This is a genomic window from Galenea microaerophila (assembly GCF_054657255.1).
The window spans coordinates 379,760-400,666 of the sequence record NZ_BAAHWZ010000001.1 but is presented as its reverse complement, the minus strand read 5'-3'; the positions used below and the strand labels follow the sequence as shown (position 1 = coordinate 400,666).

The window sequence follows — 20,907 nt, the reverse complement described above, 5'->3', positions numbered from 1 at the left end:
TTTGCTTACTTCAAAAGCGTCATCAAATGTCCATTGGAACCTTTTAGCATGGCTAAATAAAGCTCAGCAAATTCCTCAACCACCGAATCTTCTATCGCTTTAATTTTCAACAAATTATCTGACCACTGCTTAAGCTTAGGACATGCTGAAAGCAGGTCTACACCGGTGTTTTGTAAAATCAAATCCACTCGCATCAGTAAAGGCGCATAGGCCGCATCGATTAGATTGAATGCATTACCGTTAAAATAAGCTTCACCACTGTGCACCGCTTCAATTCGAGCCAATCGCTCAGCCAAAGTGGCTAGCTTTTGCGCATAAACTTCTTCATCGGACGCATGAATCAATTGATAGGACAGCATAAACAGGTCATCGCCAAAGGCGATCCAAGCACGGTTTTTCGCTTTGATTAAAGGGTCTTTAGGATGCAAGCTGGGAGGGGTCACTTCATCCACATACTCTTGAATCACCGAGGATTCAAACAACACCTCATCTCCTACCTTTAACAGCGGCACTTGCCCTAGAGGTGAAATCTCTTTAAACCAAGCGGGGGGCGCCTTTAAATCAATATAGGTGATATCAAAATCGACTTTTTTATACTTCAAGGTAATTACTGCGCGCTGCACAAAAGGACACAACTTAAAACTGACCAATTCCATTTTTTTCATCCCCGCTCTCCTTCAGACACTATATTTTGTTCTCTAAGACCAAACGCTCAAACTTTTTCTGAAGTGCTTCTTGGCTCTCAATATGCTCTGGGTCGGTAATAATGCAATCCACTGGGCAGACACTGACACAGGTTTGCGTCTCATAATAGCCGACACACTCTGTGCATAGGTCTGGATTAATCACATAAGTCTTGCCCGTATAGCTGATCGCCTCATTCGGACACTCCGGCAGACACATGTCACAGTTGGTACACTCTGGAAGAATCTTCAGTGCCACAGTTTACCCTACTTTTGCCTGTTTATCGCGCGTGGCATCCCCACCCCACGACTCATTGCGCATCACCAAAGCAAATTTTAAGGTTTCTAAATCCAAGTCCTTAAAGGGATTCGGAATGCGCGCAATCCAGCCTGATCCCAAAGCGGCCTCAATCGGTTCATCATGATGATTAAACATCTCTTTCACCTCAAGGTTCACATTGCCTTTAGGGGTCATAATTTCAATGGAATCGCCCACACCAAACTTATTTTTGACCTCAATTTCTAAATAATCCGGATGCTGGCTCTTTTCACCCGCAACGCCCAACACCTCACCAACAAAGCGTTGATGTTCTGACTTTGAAACCCCATACTCATAATTTTGATATTCAGAATGCACATGGCGCTGCAAAAAGCCCACCGTATAACCGCGGCTGGCCAGACTCTCCAAATCCACCAATAAATTCGGATCAAACTCGCGCCCAGCGGCCGCATCATCAATCGCTTTACGATAAACTTGCGCGGTGCGTGCCACATAATAGTGCGACTTGGTGCGTCCTTCGATCTTCAAGGAGTGAACCCCAATATTGACCAAATCCGGCACCAACTCCACAGCGCGCAAATCCTTAGAATTCATAATATAGGTGCCATGCTGATCTTCAAACGCAGGCATCAATTCACCAGGACGCCCCTGCTCTTCTAATAAAAAAACGCGATCCGTAGGCTCACCAATCCCTAAATCCGGCTCCCGATGCGTCGATGCTCGATCTGTTGTCCCCGACAGGTCGGTAATCTGCTCCGGAGAGACTTCAACCGGTTTGGTCACCGGCACCATTTCCCCTGTCTCCGTTTCTGTCCCTTCATAGGTGTTGTAATTCCAACGACACGCATTAGTACAGGTGCCTTGGTTCGCATCACGTTTATTAATATAACCTGACAGCAAACAACGGCCAGAATAGGCCATACACAAAGCTCCATGCACAAACACTTCCAGCTCCATATCGGGCACTTTTTCACGAATCTCTGCAATCTCTTTTAAAGAGAGCTCGCGAGACAGCACCACGCGGCTAATTCCAATGCTTTGCCAAAATTTAACCGCCGCCCAGTTAACCGCATTCGCTTGCACTGACAGATGAATCTCTTGCTCAGGGAAATGTTCTCGCACCAAAGCAATCAGACCTGGATCAGACATAATCAAAGCATCCGGTCCCATCTGAATCACCGGCTCAATATCTTGCATAAAGCTTTCTATTTTGCCATTGTGCGCTTGAATATTGCTGACCACATAAAACTTTTTGCCCAGTTCATGTGCTCGCGCAATCCCTTTGGCAAGCGTCTCTTCATCAAATTCATTATTGCGCACGCGCAAACTGTAACGCGGCTGTCCCGCATAAACGGCATCTGCACCATAGGCAAATGCATACTCCATATTTTTATAAGTGCCCGCTGGAGAAAGGAGTTCTGGTTTTTTCATTGTCTTTTTCTTATTTTATGATTGTGTAATTGGACAGTGTATTTTAAAGGAATTTTGCCAACTTTGCTCGCCAAGTCTCTGTTTTTTGTTGCAAATTCATTCGAGCATTGGCCGGACTGGTGGAGGGCAATTGAATCAATGTCCAATTTTCCACAACTTTTTCTTGCAACTGCTGTTTTTTCAATACATGGGTTTGAAACAGCTGAAACGCCTTCTGACCATTAAAGGCAACGGCTTGCAGTGTGGGGAATTGAGTCGCCAATGTAGAAAAATCATTGGCTTTAGGCGACTGAATAGCACTGTCTAAACTGCCCTGACGCTCACAACTTTGCAGTACATCCCATAAAATAAAAGGCGACTGCACAATCAACTGCCTTTTTTCAGCCTCCGTTTCTGCCGGCTTCTGCAACAATGTCGAGAGAATCGGCCAAAAGGCATTACGTGGATGACTGTAATAAAACTCCGCCTCCAAGCTCGCTACACTCGGCATGGTGCCCAAAATCAACACCTTAGGATGTTGCCCAATAATCGGCGGAAACCCCATACATTTTGGCGTCATAAGACACTCCTGAATAAGCTAGATGCAAATTATGAATCACCGCGTACCATAAAAGAGACTTCAAATAGCTCAAACGCATTTTGATCAGGGTCTCTAATAAAAATGGCCTTACGTCCTGATCGGCTTTGCGTAAATGCAATGCCTTTTTGCTGTAATTTTGTTTTAAAGCCCTCGATAGAATCAACGCGCAAAGCAAAATGCGCATCTCGCCCCCCATGTGCTGGGCGCTCGACCTCTGCATAGGGGTTTTCTAACTGCATAATATGCAAACTCTGCCCCTGAGCCAGATCCAACCAATACCCTGGAAACCCCAATTGCGGACGTTCTAATAGGGGTAATCCGAGCAACTCCTGATAAAACTGTAAGCTCTTTTCCGCATCTTTTACCAAAATACTCACATGGTCAAAACCGAGTACTTTTGACATCTTCTTCCCCTTAAATCGTGTATAATTTATGGATTATATCAACATTTAATACAGGAAAAACAATGACTGCAAAACTCCAAAAAATCATTGAAACCGCATTTGAAGATCGTGCCAATATTACGCCATCAACTGTCACCCCAGAGGTTAAAGCTGCTGTAGATGAAGCCATTAACCTAATTGACTCTGGCGAATTACGCGTTGCTGAACAAGAGGGCGTCGGCCAATGGAAAGTGAATGAGTGGCTGAAAAAAGCGGTCCTGCTCTCTTTCCGTACAGAAGAAAATCAACTTATGACCACCGATGAAACGCGTTATTTCGATAAGGTGCCTTCAAAGTTTGCCAACTGGAGTGAAGAAGACTTTAAACAAGCGGGCATCCGTGTGGCGCCTCCTGCAATGGCGCGTCGTGGCGCTTATATCGCTCCCAGTACGGTTTTAATGCCCTCTTATGTCAATATTGGTGCTTATGTGGATTCTGGAACCATGGTCGATACTTGGGTAACCGTGGGTTCTTGTGCGCAAATCGGTAAAAATGTTCACCTTTCCGGCGGCGTAGGCATTGGTGGGGTTTTGGAACCGCTTCAAGCGTCTCCGACCATTATTGAAGACAACTGCTTTATCGGTGCGCGTTCTGAGATTGTTGAAGGCGTGATTGTTGAAGAAGGTTCGGTGATCTCAATGGGCGTTTATATCAGTCAATCTACGCGTATTTATGACCGTGAAACTGGTGAAATTCATTATGGACGTGTCCCTGCAGGCTCTGTTGTGGTCTCGGGTAATTTGCCTGCAAAAGATGGTTCACACAGTCTCTATTGTGCAGTCATTGTGAAAAAGGTCGATGAAAGAACGCGCGGCAAAGTTGGCATTAACGAACTGCTACGCAATATCTAAGTTTCATTCACAATGATTACCTTATATGGCATCGCAAACTGCGACACTGTACGCAAAGCGAGAAAATGGTTAGAGGCTCATCAAGTGCCCTACCATTTTCACGATTTTCGCAAAGAGGGACTTTCTAAAGAGACCCTGCAACAGTGGTTGCAACACCTCTCCTTAGAAAAACTGGTGAATAAACGCAGCACCAGCTGGCGTCAATTGAGTGAAGCAGAAAAACAGGATTTGCTGGACAATCAAAATCTCGAAATCCTACTGCAACATCCCACTTTAATTAAGCGCCCTGTTCTGGTCAACACGCACAATATTCTCATTGGTTTTAAAGAAGCGGATTATGAACACCTTTTCAATGAATAGATAGAGTCTTTTATGTCCACACCCACAACAGAAGCCATTGAATTGGCGCAACAACTGATTCAAATCGATTCGGTGACCCCACACGATAAAGGGTGTCAAAAACTGATTGCTGAATATTTAGCGCCTCTCGGCTTTCAAATCGAAGAGATGCGTTTTGGTGAAGTGGACAACCTCTGGGCGCGCAAAGGCAAGAGCAAGCCGACTTTTGTGTTTGCCGGTCATACCGATGTGGTGCCCACCGGTCCTGAAGAAGCATGGACCTACCCTCCTTTTTCAGCCACCATTGTCGATGGCATGCTTTATGGGCGTGGGGCGGCAGATATGAAAAGCTCTATCGCCTGTTTCATGGTCGCAACTAAACGTTTTATTGAAGCGCATCCTGATCATGCGGGGAGCATCGCTTTTTTGATCACCAGTGATGAAGAAGGCCCTGCAATTGATGGGACGGTCAAAGTCATTGAGACCCTTGAAGCGCGCAATGAAAAGTTTGAATACTGCTTAGTTGGAGAACCCTCTTCCTCTGATAAATTGGGCGACTCCATTAAAAATGGACGCAGAGGGTCTTTAAGCGGTCATCTAGCCGTTAAAGGCATTCAAGGTCATATTGCCTATCCGGAATTGGCTGAAAACCCCATTCATCGAATGGCCCCCGCCTTGGTGGAATTGACTCAGAAAGTTTGGGATCATGGAAATGATTATTTCCCCCCCACCTCTTTTCAAGTTTCCAATATCCACGCTGGCACCGGTGCGACCAATGTTATTCCTGGAACCTGTACGCTCGACTTTAACTTTCGTTTCTCAACTGAACAGACCCCTGAGCGCTTGCAACAAGAGGTTGAAGCCATCTTGAAACAGCACAACCTGAACTATGACATTGAGTGGACGCTTTCTGGTCTTCCCTTTATCACCCCTGCAGAGGGCGAATTGATTCAAGCGGTCAAAAAAGCAACGCAGGCGGTGATGGGCTATGAGCCCGAGCTTTCCACTGGGGGCGGTACCTCAGATGGACGCTTTATCGCGACAACAGGTGCACAAGTGATTGAGTTAGGCCCATTGAACGCAACCATTCACAAAGTGGATGAATGCGTGAGCACGGCTGATCTGGAAAAACTGGTGCGCATCTATCAAGCCACTTTAGAAAATCTACTGCTTTAGGATCATTTAATGGAAACCCTAAGCATAATTGCCGAAATTGTAATCTTCGTGGTATTTTTATTTGTCATTTGGCCGCACATCAAAAATGAAGAATGGAAAGAAAAATTTATTCATAATAAGCAGGCCTTCTCCTTGCTCATCGTTTTCATCCTGATATTCCTGCTTGTATTTGGCATTGCTTACTTTTTTGATACATTTTTCCCTGTAGAACGTTTAGATCACTAAAAGGAGCCAACATGGCAAAACCCGCTGAAACACAAATGATTTGCGACTCCGTTCTTGGAGAGACCTTAACGCAAGAAGAGTGTGAACAACTTTCTGAGATTATTAAACATAGATCGATTCCTGCTGGCGAAATCCTATTTGATGCAGGTGACCGAGACCATTGCTTATACCTCTTAGTCGAAGGCAAGCTGGAACTGACCAAAAACATGGGCATGGGCAAAGAGATGCACATTGCGACCCTTAAGCCGGGCAGCATGTTAGGCGAAATGGCCTTTATTGATGGCAAGCCTCATAGCATCAAAGCCACTGCACTCAAAGACAGTGAACTCTTGGTTCTAGAAAAAGATGAATTTGAAGCCTTTGTGGAACAGCAGCCAATTTTGACCTATCACGTCCTGTGTAGCATTATCCGTTATGTGCATACCATTCAACAGAAACAGAGTGAACAGTTGATGGACATGCATCGTATGGTGCAAAATGAATATACCGCTCAATACTAAGAAGGAGAAAACAATGGGATTTTTAACTGGAAAACGTGCTCTGATTGTTGGCGTTGCCAATAACAAATCAATTGCTTACGGCATCGCCAAGCAGATGCATGCACAAGGGGCAGAGATTGCCTTGACCTATCAAAATGACAAATTAAAAGGTCGCGTGGAAAAAATCGCTGAAGAATTGGATTCAAAAATTGTGCTGCCACTGGATGTGACCAGTGATGAACAGATTGAAGCCGTTTTTGCCTCTCTAAAAACCGAATGGCCTGATGGATTGGATATTTTGGTACACTCTGTCGCATTCGCACCTCGTGAAGAGCTCGATGGACGCATTATTGAAGCCTCTACGCGTCAAGGTTTCTTGATGGCTCATGAAATTAGTGCTTACAGCCTCATCGCATTAACCCAAGCGGGCTATGAACTGTTAAAAGCCCGTAATGGTGCTGTGGTGACCGTGACCTATTTAGGCGCTGAGCGCGCAGTGCCAAACTACAATGTTATGGGGATTGCCAAAGCTTCTTTAGAAGCCTCAGTCCGTTACTTAGCGGCAGATTTAGGGCAAGAAGGTGTGCGTGTGAATGCGGTTTCCGCCGGTCCTATTCGTACCTTAGCCGCTGCAGGTATTAAAGATTTCCGCACCATGCTGGATAAATCCGCTGCAGCCACCCCTTTACGCCGTAATGTCACCATTGAAGAAGTGGGAAATACTGCCGCCTTCCTATGCTCTGATTTAGCTTCAGGTATTACTGGTGAAATCACCTATGTGGATGGTGGTTACAACATTACTGCTTCAACCTAACCACATCCCTTCAAAAAGGCCGAGATCATCACGGATCTCGGTTTTTGGCACATATAAAAAAGCCCATATCAAGTCACTGATATGGGCTTTTTAAGTATCCTCCTTGCCAATACAGCAAGGAGGAATATTAGGATTACAAATTATTTATTTTTGAGTCGAGCAATGCCTAACATCTTCATAATGTATTTCTGATAAATCGGCTCAGAGTTACCAGACTTCATATTACGAATAAAGTATTTTTCAAAGGCGATCTTGGCTAAGTGCACCCATTTCCCTTTTTTTGCCCAAGTCAGGTTACGAGGTGGAATTTGTGGTAACGCCACAAAAGCCGCTCCTGTATCCCCCATATCTGCCAAACAGATGGTATTCCAAGTCGGTTCAGCATCAGGCTCCCGACCTTCCAAGTTGGCTTCAATATTATGGCAAATGGCGGTCACCATCGATTCAATCATCAATCCCGTTTTAGGCGTACCTGTTGGGACAGGCGTTGCTTCAACCGGAGGAATCGCAATACCGACACCTAAGGCGTAAATATTATGATAAGTTGGGTTACGGCTGTATTGATCTACTTTAACAAATCCGCGTGGATTCACTAAAGGCCCTCCCATATTCCCCTCAGGATCTACACACTCTTGCAAGAATTTTGAACCTTTAAAAGCTGGAAGCATCATGCTGTATTTAAAAGGCAGTTCATGCGTATTAATCACTTCCCCTTGCATATTGTGCTCAAGGACAGTCATTTTTCCATCTTCAATTTTCTCAACCTTGGCATTACAGATCCAAGAGATGTGACGATTACGCATTTCTGATTCAAGCAAGCCTTTTGAATCGCCGACCCCCCCTAAACCTAAGTGTCCGATATAAGGTTCAGAAGTGACAAATGTCATTGGGACCTGATCACGAATTTTACGCTTACGCAAATCCGTATCCATAATCATTGCAAATTCATAGGCCGGTCCAAAACATGAGGCACCTTGCATGGCACCGACCACGATTGGACCAGGATTCACGCAAAACTCTTCCCATTGTTCATGCGCTTCAGCTGCGTGAGGTGTGGTACAAACTGAAACCGTATGTCCACCTTCACTCTTCGGACCAAAACCTTCGACTTCTTCAAACGCTAAAGCTGGGCCAGTTGCCAAAATGAGATAATCATATGCCATCTCCGCGCCGCTTTGTAAGGTCAGCTTATTATTATCCGCATCCAAAGCCGTGACCACATCATGATAGAATTCGATGCCCTTACGCTTCAAATGGGGCTCAATTTTAAATGAGATATCTTCTGGTTTACGCCAGCCGACCGCTACCCAAGGATTCGAAGGGACGAAAGTAAAATCTTCAACCGCATTCACAACCTTAATCGTGTGTTCTTTTCCAAGATGCTTACGAATATCGTAAGCCATCGGCATACCACCTGTACTCGATCCTACAATGACAATTGTCGCCATTTATTTACTCCTCTGAACATTCAGACTGATCGCACTGAGGATGACTAACGCCATCAGTCCTATTAAAATTGATAAAAATGATAAGAGTCAGCGCTTTCACTTCATGACTCTATAAAAATCTTCTTACATTATAATGAACTTAATACTGTCAAATAGGAAATTGGTATTCTTTATATGGGATCATAAAATAAAATTATAGAATAATATCATAATCTACTTATGACCCAAGCCGGCAGCCAATAGAGCACCGCAAAGGTCATCACCAAAATAGATAATATCACTACCCAACTTTCTAGTTGAATCATTGGGTTACTACTCAATGCCAACACCGACATACCTGCTAGCAATAAAAGCGAAGTCACCCAAATCGGACGGCCAATACTGACTAAAGTAAAGCGAATGGCTTGTTCATTTTGCTGAAAAAAACCTCTTTTGGCGCGTAAAAAACGCACAAAAAAATGAATGCCATCATCAATAATCAACCCCAAAGGCACCACTAACATCCATGCAGCAAGTGGTTTCTCTGTCCAGACAAGGATAACGGCAGCCACCACCAACACACTGTATAGCCCCAGAAAAGTGTTCAATACAGCGTATTTCAAACTCTGCCAAACAAGGGCTAGCAGAAGGGTTAAGCCGAAAAATGCGCCCCCGATCTGCACCCATAGGCTTTCAACCATTTCCATTTGGATGAAAACCATCCACAAAGACAAAATGCCCAGTCCTGCGCCTCCCATTGCCAGCAAACGTCTTAACGTTGCATGTTGCTGCAGCCATTCGACAACCGCTACTAACCCATAACGATCTTTGGGCTCCCCGACTCGGCACTCAATGAACCAGTTGAATAGAAGCCATGGCAGCCAAGTGAAACTGACCCAGAGGCTGAATAAGGCGCCCACCCCCACAATCCATGCAATCGTTTTCAGTTCAGGATCAAACCCAGCCGCCACCGCAAAACTGACCGCGGTGGTCACATTTGATAAGAGAATTGGCTGCATATTCATTTTCAGGGCTTCAGACAGCGCATCATGCTGAAATTGACCTCTCGCCATTTCTCGATGCAAAGCGGTCAACAGATGCACAAAGTTGCTCATCATCATGCTCACCACCACCAGAAGTGCCAAGCTGCTCAAGGCCGATACTTTTTCAAATTGACCACTGTGCGCCCAACCTAAAGCTCCTGTCACCATAGTGAGCACCAATACACTCAACACGCCCATCAGTATCGCCGTGCGTACAGAAGAGAGCAACCACGCCGCAAGCGTAACCATCACCAAAAGACTCATCCCCAACCATTGTAGGTCAGAATTCAACATCGGCGACAGCGGTAAAAATAGATTGCCCAGCAACATCCCGCCCGTTACCAGTGCAAAGGCCACGCCCATGCTTTTCTGATTATGCAATAACCATAAAATCCAATGAAATGCCCATTGATTCTGCATAAATCCATCCTATTTTGTAAAATAGCCGTTTTTAACCACCTAGATAAAGAATAAAGCTGCTTATGGCAACCAAAACGCCACTCGCCCAACTGAATCAAATCCCATTAAAAGGCCATAAGTCTATCTGGTCGCCGCTTAATTTAACAGAAAAAGCCTATGCCATCGCACAAAAAGCGACGGAACAGCAGCGACTTCATGTGGTGCTGGTAGAAAACAGCGTGCTGGCCAGCCGATTGGAAGAAGCCATTCAATTTTTCAATCCAAACCTCCCAATCTACCACTTCCCTGAATGGGAAACCTTGCCTTATGATCAATTTTCTCCGCACCAAGAGATCATTTCAGCACGTCTGCGCACGCTTTATCAATTACCCACACTCCAATCCGGCATTTTGATGCTTCCGGTGCCGAATTTGATTCAACGCCTCGCCCCCCATGACTATATTGACCGTCAAACGCTACTACTGAATGTGGGCGATACTATAGAAGTGGCTGAGTTTACTGCCAGATTACAACAAGCGGGCTATGAACGTGTCAGTCAAGTGATGGCTCATGGTGAATTTGCCATTCGCGGCGCCATTATTGACCTTTTTCCCATGGGCAGTCACCACCCTTTTCGCATTGATCTATTTGATAATGAAATTGAGACCATTCGTCAATTCGACCCTGAAACCCAGCGCTCCACCGAGAAATTAGATCGCATTGAGCTCCTGCCAGCAAAAGAATACCCATTAGACGAAGCGGGCATTGCCCGTTTTCGCACCCAATTTCGCACCCTATTTGGCGAAAAAGCGCAACAAAGCACCCTCTACCAATCGGTTAGCCAACAGCAGACACAAGGGGGGCTGGAGTATTATCTCCCACTTTTTCACGAACAGACCGCAACGCTATTTGATTATTTAGCCAAAGACGCGCTCTTTTTTGAAGTCGATCAGGCACTACAAGCAATCCAAACCACTTGGTCAGATTACCAAGAGCGTTATGAGATTGCGCAACACAACCCCGACTTTCCCGTGTTGGAACCGGCACAATTGATTTTGCCTGAATCCGAAGTGATGCACCATCTCAAACAGTGGCATCGGATTCAACTCCTTAAAGAGCCGAGCACAGCCGCCACAACGGTTGTGGATCACAAACCGCTGCCCGACCTCACCCTAGAAGCCAAAAGCGATTACCCTTTAGCCAAACTCAACGCCTTTCTTGACCACTATCATCAAGGCAAGGGACGCGTGCTCTTCTGTGCCGAAACCACTGGACGTCGCGAAACCTTAATCAATTTACTGAAAAAGAGCCAACACACGCCAAAAACCGTCGACAGCTGGCAAGCCTTTTTAGAGGGCACCGCCCATGAAAACATCACCGTTGTGCCGCTTGAAGAGCCGCTTTATACCGATGAATTTTGTCTGATTACCGAAAGTCAAATCCTAGGCAAGACCACGCTACAAAAACGGCGCCGTAAAAAGACACATGAAAACTTCAGTGATGGCATTCAGTCGCTGATTGAGCTTGAAATCGGGCAACCGATTGTCCATATTGATCATGGTGTCGGTCGCTATCAAGGGCTACAAACCATAGAGCTACAAGGTCAGACTCGAGAATTTCTTACCATAGAATATGCAGGCGGCGACAAACTTTATGTCCCGGTCACCTCTTTGCATTTAGTCAGCCGCTATGCGGGCACACACCCAGAACAAGCGCCTTTGCATAAACTTGGCAGTGACAAATGGGAAAAAGCGAAGAAAAAAGCAGCCGAGAAAGCCTATGATGTGGCCGCCGAGCTGCTGGATATTTATGCACAACGAGAAGCGCAAAAAGGGGAAGCTTTCGAAACCCCAGAAGAGGCTTACCTGCGTTTTTGCGCCGCTTTTCCATTTGAAGAGACACCGGATCAGCAGCTTGCGATTGAAGCGGTTCTCAACGACTTAAAATCGGACAAACCGATGGATCGCTTGGTGTGCGGGGATGTCGGTTTTGGGAAAACAGAAGTGGCAATGCGTGCCGCCTTTACCGTTGCCTACAGCGGTAAACAGGTGGCCATTTTGGTTCCCACCACCCTACTCGCCCAACAACACTATGAAAACTTTCAAGACCGTTTTGCCGATTGGCCGATCCGGATTGGACTGCTCTCGCGCTTTCAAACGGCTAAACAGCAAAAAGAGGTGCTGCAAGCCGTGGCCGACGGTAAAATCGACATTATTATTGGCACCCATAAATTGCTGCAAAAAACGATGCAGTTTCACGACTTGGGGTTAATTATTATCGATGAAGAGCACCGCTTTGGGGTACGGCAAAAAGAGGTGCTCAAAAAATATCGCGCCACCGTTGATACGCTCACCATGACCGCCACCCCCATTCCACGAACCCTCAATATGGCAATGAATGACTTACGCGATCTCTCCATTATTGCCACCCCGCCAGATAAACGGCTTGCGGTACAAACTTTTGTCCAACCCTGGAATGAAGAGACGGTCAAGGAGGCGTGTTTACGTGAAATTCGCCGTGGCGGCCAAGTCTATGTGCTGTTTAATGATGTCAAACGCATTGAAACCATAGCCGATGAGATTCGCGATCTCCTGCCGGATGCCAAGGTGGAAGTGGCGCATGGCCAGATGCCGGAAAAAGAACTCGAACAGGTGATGCAAGATTTTTACCACCGTCGGTTCAATATTCTGGTCTGCACCACCATTATTGAAACTGGGATTGACATTCCCACCGCCAACACCATTTTGATTCATCGAGCTGATAAATTTGGCTTGGCGCAATTGCATCAACTGCGTGGACGCGTCGGTCGTTCTCACCATAAAGCCTATGCCTATCTCTTTACCCCTGAACCAGCCCTGATGACAGCTGATGCTAAAAAACGGCTGGAAGCCATCGCTAAACATGATACCTTGGGCGCCGGCTTTATGTTGGCCAGCCAAGACTTAGAAATTCGCGGTGCCGGTGAGCTGCTAGGCGAAGGGCAATCTGGGCAAATTCAAGAGATCGGTTTTTCACTCTATGCGGAGCTATTAGAACGTGCCGTCAATGCGCTTAAATCGGGCAAACAGCCGGAACTGGCCACCGACCTACATCAAGGGTTGGAAGTGGATCTAGGTGCTCCCGCACTGATTCCTGAAGACTATCTACCCGATGTGCAAACGCGTTTAGTCCTCTATAAACGCATTGCCAATGCCAAAAATTTAGAGGCATTACACGAATTAGAAGTAGAAATGATCGACCGCTTTGGCCTGCTGCCTGTGCAAGCGCAGACGCTATTTGCGGTCACACGAGTTAAATTGGAAGCAGAGCCTTACCATCTGCAAAAAGTGGAAGCCAATGAAGCGATGATTCGCATTCAATTTGGCAAACAGCCCAATATCGACCCGTTAAAATTGATTCAATTGATTCAAAGTCAGCCGCAAAAATACCAACTAAAAGGTCAAGATGAACTCAAATATTTCGACACCTTAAAAACGGTGGAAGAACGGATTCAAATGATACAATTTATGCTTAATGCACTGAAACAGGATGCCCATCGATGAAATCTTTTACTGCTACTTTGATCGCACTGAGCCTGTCAGCTTTTGCCTTTAATGCTCAATCCGCACCTCAAGATCCGTCAGAACAACCGCCACTGTATCAGGTAGAGATCATTGTCTTTGAAACCACTGCACTACGGGGCTGGACCGAAGAGTTCTGGCCGCATCAAGTCCCTGAGATTCCAACAGATAACGCTTATCCCATCCAACCCGGTGTAGTTTTAGTCCCCCCTGCCGATCAAACGCCCATTCAAATCGAATCCGATTCACAGGTGCAAGTGATCGGCGTGCAAACCGAAACCTTACAAGCAGAATCTTTAGACACTACTCAAGATACCGATAAAGATACCGCAGCTGACTTGAATGAGCGTACCGCAGATACGGTTGAAAACCGCACTCACGCCTTTCTTCTCGCACCTGATGACAGCAACAGCGACAATACGCAGACCCCATCTTTATGGCTGCTTAATACAGAAGCCAGTAAACTGGTGCCCTCTAAAGGCTATCGAATCCTGCTGCATCAAAGCTGGGTGCAAGAAGGCCTTCCGCCCAGCCAAGCGCAGCCCATCTATTTTGAAAATGAACCGCAATCAGAATATCAATCAGCTTTAACCGGCACTGTGAAACTGTATAAAACCCGCTATGCACATATTGAAACCCACTTCAATCTCGAGCGCTTTATCCCGACACCTATTCGAGAAAAATTTGCGCAACATGAAGACATCGATGCAGATCAAATGCCGGACTACTGGACCTTTCAGCTCCAGCAAGCCAGAAAAATTAAACCAGGTCAGTTACACTATATCGACCATCCGCTCTTTGGCATTCTCATGCAAATTAAACGCCTCAAGCCTGAACAACTGCCGCTTTACCAAAGCCATGCCGTCAGTCAAACAGTGCCCTTAACCACTCCATAAGAAAATGGAGCGAAAATAGCACTCACACACAAAAAAAAATGCCAAAATCCCCAGTCCTGCTGCTCAAAAACAAGGGCAGGACTGGGGATTTTGGCAAATTGACTTCAAATTTAAAGGGTTTCGATGCCGCCTAAATAAGGGCGTAGCGCTTCCGGCACGGTCACCGTGCCATCTGCATTTTGGTAATTTTCAATAATGGCCACTAGGGTGCGCCCGACCGCTAAGCCTGAACCATTTAACGTATGTACCAGTTGAGGTTTTTCTTGTCCAGAACGGAAACGCGCTTGTAAACGACGCGCCTGAAAATCTTCAAAATTGGAGCAAGAGGAAATTTCGCGATAGGCGTTCTGCCCAGGCAACCAAACTTCTAAATCATAGGTTTTCGCCGCAGAGAAACCGATATCTCCTGTGCAAAGGTTCATCACGCGATAAGGCAACTCTAATTTCTGTAAAATCGCCTCCGCATGTGCAGTCAATTGCTCAAGCACTTCATAGGAGGTGTCAGGATGCACCACTTGCACCATCTCCACTTTTTCAAACTGGTGTTGGCGAATCAACCCTTTAGTATCACGCCCATAAGAGCCGGCTTCTGAACGAAAACAGGGAGTATGCGCTGTCATTTTCAAGGGGAGCTGCGCCTCGTCCAGAATCTCTCCACGAACCAAATTGGTCACCGGCACTTCTGCTGTTGGAATCAAATAGAGGTCGCGATCTTGGGTGTCATGCGCTTCATGTTTCGCGATCTTATAAAGATCTTCTTCAAATTTAGGGAGCTGTCCAGTCCCGCGCAGACTGTCTTGATTGACCAAATAAGGCACATAGACCTCTTCATAGCCATGCTCTAAGGTATGGGTATCCAACATAAACTGCGTTAAAGCACGTTGCAATCGCGCCATCGGACCCTTGAGCACTGCAAAACGGGAAGCGGCAATTTTTACGGCAGCGTCATTGTCATACCAACCGCGCATTTCCGCTAAATCCACATGATCTTTGACTTCAAATTCAAAGGTGCGCGGCGTACCCCAACGTCGCATCTCCACATTATCCGCTTCGCTACTGCCCACAGGCACACTTTCATGCGGCAAATTGGGAATGCTGGCATAAATCGCTTCCAATTCTGCTTGCACCTGCTCTTCGGCTGCTTTGGCAGCTTCCAATTTCTCTTTTAAATCTGCCACTTCAGCGAGAATGGGTTGAATGTCCTCACCCTTGGCTTTCGCTTGGCCAATGACTTTAGAACGGCTGTTACGCAAAGCTTGTAACTCTTGCATCTCAACCTGGCGTTTTTTGCGTTCCGCTTCCAACGCCTCAATTTTGGCGACATCCAAATCAAATCCGCGTGTTTTTAAACGCTCTGCCACTTCATGAAGTTGTGTTCTTAATAATTTTGTCTCTAACATCTGTCTCTCACTCTACCAAAAATTGACGGCCAACCCACAGGCCTGCACCCACTGCCACCAAACACGCCACCACACTGATGGCAATATTGATCAATGCCTTATTGATTTCTCCGACTTCAATATACTGCATGGTCTCAAAAGAGAACGTGGAAAAGGTGGTAAAAGCCCCCAAAAATCCGACCATAATAAAACTGCGCACTTCATTCGAAGTGGCAAATTTATCGATTAAGAGAATCGCTGCCACCCCCATAATAAAGGAACCCAACACATTGACCGATAAGGTTCCCCACGCAAAGTTACGTCCCATGATTTGATAAACTTGGTGCGACACCCAAAAACGGGACATTGCCCCCAAAGCGCCCCCTAGGGCAACTGCTAACCACTGCATTAGCGCTTTCTCCTTTTATGAATCGCTTGTGCATCCAACTGTTTTAAATAGTCCAGTTTTTGCCCAATTTTGATTTCTAACCCTCTCGGTACCGGTTGATAAAAATTTTGTGGCGGCATCTCTTCTGGAAAATAGTCCTCCCCTGCCGCATACGCCTCAGGCTCATCGTGCGCATAGCGATAACCTTCGCCATAGCCCAGCTCCGCCATTAACTCTGTCGGCGCATTTCTTAAATGCAGCGGCACCTCTAATGAACCACTGGCTTTAACCGTTTTCATTGCCTGCTTATAGGCGCTATAGACCGCATTGGATTTCGGCGCGACGGCTAAATAGATGACCGCTTGTGCCAGAGCCAGCTCCCCTTCTGGCGAACCAAGTCTTTCATAGGCCTCAGCGGCGTTGAGCGCTAATTGTAAAGCTTTGATATCGGCATTGCCAATATCTTCACTGGCAATGCGAATCATACGGCGTGCCAAATAACGCGGATCCGCGCCTCCTTCTAACATCCGTGTGAGCCAATAAAGCGCCGCATCCGGATTGGAACCCCGCACCGATTTATGAAGGGCAGAGATCTGATCGTAAAACGCCTCGCCCCCCTTATCAAATCGGCGCATGCCGCCTTGAATGACCTCTTGGCAGTGCGCCACCGTTAAACACAAACCCTGTGCACAGGGTTCTGCAAAATCGACCGCTTGCTCCAATGTATTCAACAAGCGACGCGCATCCCCATCCGCCGCTTGAATCAGCTGTTGTTCCGCTTTGGGCTCAATATGTAACGTCTGTCCTAACTCGGCTTGCAACTCCACTATGCCCCGTTGCAAAACTTGCTGCAACTCTTCCACCTCCAAAGCCCGTAAGACATAGACCCGAGCGCGAGACAGTAGCGCATTATTGAGCTCAAAAGAGGGATTTTCGGTTGTCGCACCAATAAAGACAAAGGTGCCATCTTCCACAAAAGGCAAAAAGGCATCTTGCTGTGCCTTATTAAAACGGTGCACCTCATCCACAAATAACAGCGTACCTTCATTAAATTGCTGACGGTGCAATTTTGCCTGCTCGACCGCTTCACGTACCTGTTTAACCCCATCCAGTACTGCGGACAAGCTCAGAAACTGTAAACCCGATTGCTGCGCGATCAGGCGCGCCAGAGTGGTTTTACCCGTGCCGGGCGGTCCCCAAAAAATCATCGAGTGCAAATGCCCCGATTCAAAGACTTTGGTTAAAGCGCGCTTAGGCCCCAGTAGGTGACGTTGCCCCACATACTCATCAAGCGTTTTCGGACGTAAACGATCAGAGAGCGGCTGATAATGCTTCGACATTACTGCGGCGTTCCTATCACATCAACCCCGATGGGCGGTTCAAATTGAAAATAACTGTCGGTAATCGGCAGGTTTTCTCGAATATTTTGAAAAGTCACTTTGGTCACATTGTCCGTGCTCTGATACATCACCACCGATACCATATGACCATTTTTCATGCCCACATCCAAACTTTGAAAATAGGTCGCCGCTTTGGGGGTTAAATTAAACCACTGCACCCCATCTGACTCTTTGCTGTAAATAATGTCGAACTTTTTCGCAATCGGATCATTAAACAATAGCCAACCTAAGGGAATATCTTTTTTAACTTGACTGACGGGTTGCACTGTCACTTGATCCAAATCTTCATCATAGACCCATAAATTGACCCCATCAATCACAATGGTTTGCGGGGTCGGCGTATCATAGTGCCAATAAATTTTCCCAGGACGTTTTAGATCAAAATGACCGGTAGATTGGTTCATCGAGAAGGTCTCTTCATCCGGTTGCACCTGGATAAAATCTGCCGAAAAGGTTTGCAGCTGATCCACATAGTCTTGCAGCGGCTTCACCAATTCGGCTTGGCTTTTTGCCTGCACAAAGTGAGGGAAACTGCTTAAAAAAATTAGAAAGAGTGGGAGGATTTTTAAAAATTGTCTCATTTAATTATGCTCTGGAATTAAAATTTCTCGATTGCCATTCGAACCCGGTTTAGAAATCAAACCCGCTGATTCCATGGCTTCGACGATTCTGGCGGCTCGGTTATAGCCAATTTTAAATTGACGTTGAATCAGTGAGATGGAAACACGACGTTTTTCCGCTACAAAGGCGACGGCTTCATCATAAATGGGATCTTGCTCAGCATCGGCACTGCCAGCGCCTTGTGCTTCTTCTGCACTGTTCATTTTGGTGATAACTTCTAAATATTGCGGCTTGCCTTGAGATTTAACAAAATCAACCACCCGATGCACCTCTTCATCAGACACAAAAGCGCCATGAACCCGTTTCGGCGTCCCAGTCCCTGGCGGCAAATAGAGCATATCCCCCATTCCGAGGAGCTGCTCAGCGCCCCCTTGGTCCAAAATCGTACGCGAATCAATTTTGGTGTTCACCATAAATGAAATCCGCGTGGGGATATTGGCTTTAATCAATCCGGTGATGACATTGACCGAAGGCCGTTGAGTGGCCAAAATCAAGTGAATCCCTGCTGCCCGCGCTTTTTGCGCAATGCGCGCAATCAACTGCTCCACCTCTTTACCGACCACCATAATCATATCGGCAAACTCATCAACCACGACTACGATAAATGGCAAGGGCTCTAGAGTCGGCGGCTTTTCCCCTTTTTCTAAACCAAAACTGGCTTTTTGCTGATAAAGCGGATCAATAATCGGATTCCCCTTATCAATCGCCCCCTGCACTTTGGCATTAAAGCCGGCAATATTGCGCACCCCGAGTTTGGCCATCAATTGATAACGACGATCCATTTCAAAGACGCACCAACGCAAAGCATTGGCCGCCTCACTCATATCGGTGACCACAGGCGTTAACAGATGCGGAATATCATCATAGACTGACAGTTCCAACATCTTCGGATCTACCATAATCAGCCGCACCTCTTCGGGTGTCGCCTTATACAGTAAACTTAAAATCATGCTATTGACACCCACCGACTTCCCGGATCCCGTGGTCCCTGCCACCAATAGATGGGGCATTTTGGCAATATCCGCCACCACCGGCTTGCCGGCAATATCTTTACCCAGCGCTACCGTCAGTTTACTGGATGCGTTTTGAAATGCGTCTGAAGCCAAAATTTCACGAAAACTCACCAACTCCCGCTCTTCATTAGGAATCTCTATCCCAATCACGGTTTTGCCGGGAATAATATCCACCACACGTACTGACTTCACCGACAACACGCGCGCCAAATCTTTCGATAAATTATTAATTTGGCTCACTTTGACGCCCGGTGCAGGCAAAATTTCAAAACGGGTCACCACCGGTCCTGGTTGAACAGATTCCACCTTGACCTTAATCCCAAACTCTTCCAGCTTCTGCTCTAATAAGCTAGAGAGATCGCGCAGCTGCTCTTCACTATACCCCTCTTCATAGATCGGGGGTTCATCTAATAACGCCAAAGAGGGAAGCTCTGCACTGCCTTGAGGGGCATTGAACTCTGAAATGGTTGGTTCTCGACTACCGACTTTCACCTCACTGGCGGTAGAGGCAGTCGATCCATTAGACGCATCCTTTTTGAGTGCCCCCTTGTCTTTAAGGTCAGTAAAAACAGATGAAGATTTCAGAGTCGGAATGGCTAATTTAACCTTTAAATTTTTGTTACGACTTTCTCCTTGTATCTCAAGGTTCTTTTCTTTTTCACTCTGATCGTCATCAACGTTTTTCTTTTTTTGTTTCACCTGTTTAATGACTTTAATAGCGTAATCTTGAACTTTTTTCAACACAGGCTTGGCTTGATGATAAAGCCATTCAGACGCCTGCCCGGTATATTCAAAAATTTGTAACCAAGACAGATTCAATATCATACTGATCGCCCAAGCAAACACCACCAGCAAGATCAAAGTCGCCCCTAATAGATCGACCGCTGCCACCAACCGATGGCTCAATTCATAACCCAAAACACCCCCAGATGAATAGGGATAAGCGATCCCCCAAAAATTGGAGGGGATAAAAAGGGTCGCCAAAGCACTGCCGGAAATGACCAATAGTAGCAAGCCAATCAAACTGGTAAAATAACGCGAATAATCCCGTTCAGCTTCTGGGCTTAAATTTTGGTTCGCCCATAAAGCCAGTGAAGAGGCGATCATCAGACCGAAAGGTAAAATAAAGGCAAATACGCCCACAATATAAAGCAGCATTGAAGCCAACCAGGCCCCGGTTCTCCCCCCATAATTATGAATGGTCTGTACCATGCCGGCACTATTAAAGGCGGGGTCTCGCCCGTCATAACTAAACAAGATTAGAAACAGAAAAATCGCTGTCGCAATACTGGTCAATAATAAACCGTCTTTAAAGATCCAATGCAGCGAAAACATCGATGCTTTAGCCGTCTGTTCAGCTGATTTTTCAGTTAACTGATCCTCACCACTTAGCGTGTCAGTTTTAGAGGGAGTTTCTGATGGGGATTGTTTGATTTTTTTCACAGGTATCATCAATGGCTTCGTCGGCTAGAGGATTTTT

General features: G+C 46.2%; 20 protein-coding genes. 8 read left to right on the top strand and 12 right to left on the bottom strand.

Annotated features, from left to right (window positions below):
- Positions 1–5: 5 nt before the first annotated feature.
- From ACYQ05_RS01920 to ACYQ05_RS01900, 5 genes are read right to left on the bottom strand one after another with little or no spacing between them, the layout of a single operon-like run.
- Positions 6–665 (bottom strand): glutathione S-transferase family protein, encoded by a 660-nt coding sequence (locus tag ACYQ05_RS01920; RefSeq protein WP_459817817.1) that lies wholly within the window; start codon positions 663–665, stop codon positions 6–8.
- Between the two features lie 19 nt (positions 666–684).
- Entirely contained in the window at positions 685–942 is a 258-nt protein-coding gene (locus ACYQ05_RS01915) for a YfhL family 4Fe-4S dicluster ferredoxin (protein WP_459817815.1), read from the bottom strand.
- A gap of 3 nt (positions 943–945) precedes the next feature.
- On the bottom strand, positions 946–2,394 hold the full coding sequence (trhP, locus tag ACYQ05_RS01910) for a prephenate-dependent tRNA uridine(34) hydroxylase TrhP (RefSeq protein WP_459817813.1): 1,449 nt from the start codon (positions 2,392–2,394) through the stop codon (positions 946–948).
- A 43-nt stretch (positions 2,395–2,437) separates the two neighbouring features.
- Positions 2,438–2,953 (bottom strand): DNA-deoxyinosine glycosylase, encoded by a 516-nt coding sequence (locus ACYQ05_RS01905; protein ID WP_459817811.1) that lies wholly within the window; start codon positions 2,951–2,953, stop codon positions 2,438–2,440.
- A gap of 29 nt (positions 2,954–2,982) precedes the next feature.
- Positions 2,983–3,378: a VOC family protein gene (locus ACYQ05_RS01900; RefSeq protein WP_459817809.1), complete on the bottom strand. Its 396-nt coding sequence runs from the start codon at positions 3,376–3,378 to the stop codon at positions 2,983–2,985.
- A 62-nt stretch (positions 3,379–3,440) separates the two neighbouring features.
- On the opposite strand from ACYQ05_RS01900, the gene dapD reads away from it, so the two are divergent.
- From dapD to ACYQ05_RS01870, 6 genes are read left to right on the top strand one after another with little or no spacing between them, the layout of a single operon-like run.
- Entirely contained in the window at positions 3,441–4,268 is an 828-nt protein-coding gene (gene dapD, locus ACYQ05_RS01895) for a 2,3,4,5-tetrahydropyridine-2,6-dicarboxylate N-succinyltransferase (RefSeq protein WP_459817807.1), read from the top strand.
- A 12-nt stretch (positions 4,269–4,280) separates the two neighbouring features.
- Entirely contained in the window at positions 4,281–4,628 is a 348-nt protein-coding gene (locus ACYQ05_RS01890; protein WP_459817805.1) for an ArsC family reductase, read from the top strand.
- Positions 4,629–4,640: 12 nt separating this feature from the next.
- A complete protein-coding gene (gene dapE / locus ACYQ05_RS01885) occupies positions 4,641–5,783 on the top strand; it encodes a succinyl-diaminopimelate desuccinylase (protein WP_459817803.1) in 1,143 nt (380 codons plus the stop codon).
- A 9-nt stretch (positions 5,784–5,792) separates the two neighbouring features.
- On the top strand, positions 5,793–6,008 hold the full coding sequence (locus ACYQ05_RS01880; protein ID WP_459817801.1) for a hypothetical protein: 216 nt from the start codon (positions 5,793–5,795) through the stop codon (positions 6,006–6,008).
- Positions 6,009–6,019: 11 nt separating this feature from the next.
- Complete coding sequence (locus ACYQ05_RS01875; RefSeq protein ID WP_459817799.1) at positions 6,020–6,508, top strand: Crp/Fnr family transcriptional regulator; 489 nt, start codon at positions 6,020–6,022, stop codon at positions 6,506–6,508.
- Between the two features lie 13 nt (positions 6,509–6,521).
- Positions 6,522–7,301 carry an enoyl-ACP reductase FabI gene (locus tag ACYQ05_RS01870; protein ID WP_459817797.1) on the top strand — a complete coding sequence of 260 codons (780 nt, stop codon included), beginning with the start codon at positions 6,522–6,524 and terminating at the stop codon, positions 7,299–7,301.
- Positions 7,302–7,441: 140 nt separating this feature from the next.
- Here the strand turns inward: ACYQ05_RS01870 and ACYQ05_RS01865 are convergent, their stop codons facing one another.
- Positions 7,442–8,749: an NAD(P)/FAD-dependent oxidoreductase gene (locus ACYQ05_RS01865; protein WP_459817795.1), complete on the bottom strand. Its 1,308-nt coding sequence runs from the start codon at positions 8,747–8,749 to the stop codon at positions 7,442–7,444.
- A gap of 206 nt (positions 8,750–8,955) precedes the next feature.
- Positions 8,956–10,191: a hypothetical protein gene (locus tag ACYQ05_RS01860; RefSeq protein ID WP_459817793.1), complete on the bottom strand. Its 1,236-nt coding sequence runs from the start codon at positions 10,189–10,191 to the stop codon at positions 8,956–8,958.
- Between the two features lie 62 nt (positions 10,192–10,253).
- On the opposite strand from ACYQ05_RS01860, the gene mfd reads away from it, so the two are divergent.
- Both mfd and ACYQ05_RS01850 read left to right on the top strand, forming a co-directional pair.
- Positions 10,254–13,712, top strand: coding sequence for a transcription-repair coupling factor (mfd, locus tag ACYQ05_RS01855; RefSeq protein ID WP_459817791.1), 3,459 nt, complete (start codon positions 10,254–10,256; stop codon positions 13,710–13,712).
- Complete coding sequence (locus ACYQ05_RS01850; RefSeq protein ID WP_459817789.1) at positions 13,709–14,626, top strand: CsiV family protein; 918 nt, start codon at positions 13,709–13,711, stop codon at positions 14,624–14,626. Before mfd ends, ACYQ05_RS01850 begins: the two co-directional genes overlap by 4 nt.
- Positions 14,627–14,736: 110 nt before the next feature.
- Here ACYQ05_RS01850 and serS read toward each other — a convergent pair whose 3' ends face one another.
- The 5 genes from serS to ACYQ05_RS01825 are packed head-to-tail and all read right to left on the bottom strand — an operon-like array spanning position 14,737 to position 20,879.
- Positions 14,737–16,026, bottom strand: a complete 1,290-nt coding sequence (gene serS / locus ACYQ05_RS01845) for a serine--tRNA ligase (protein WP_459817787.1) — start codon at positions 16,024–16,026, stop codon at positions 14,737–14,739.
- Positions 16,027–16,033: 7 nt separating this feature from the next.
- Positions 16,034–16,414 carry a fluoride efflux transporter CrcB gene (crcB, locus tag ACYQ05_RS01840; protein ID WP_459817785.1) on the bottom strand — a complete coding sequence of 127 codons (381 nt, stop codon included), beginning with the start codon at positions 16,412–16,414 and terminating at the stop codon, positions 16,034–16,036.
- A complete protein-coding gene (locus ACYQ05_RS01835; RefSeq protein ID WP_459817784.1) occupies positions 16,414–17,733 on the bottom strand; it encodes a replication-associated recombination protein A in 1,320 nt (439 codons plus the stop codon). Before ACYQ05_RS01835 ends, crcB begins: the two co-directional genes overlap by 1 nt.
- The gene (gene lolA, locus ACYQ05_RS01830; RefSeq protein ID WP_488193207.1) at positions 17,733–18,374 is read right to left on the bottom strand and encodes an outer membrane lipoprotein periplasmic chaperone LolA; all 642 of its coding nucleotides are present in this window, start codon (positions 18,372–18,374) and stop codon (positions 17,733–17,735) included. The genes ACYQ05_RS01835 and lolA overlap by 1 nt, the downstream gene beginning before the upstream one ends.
- On the bottom strand, positions 18,375–20,879 hold the full coding sequence (locus ACYQ05_RS01825; RefSeq protein WP_459817780.1) for a DNA translocase FtsK: 2,505 nt from the start codon (positions 20,877–20,879) through the stop codon (positions 18,375–18,377). It abuts the gene before it with no gap.
- Positions 20,880–20,907: the final 28 nt, after the last annotated feature.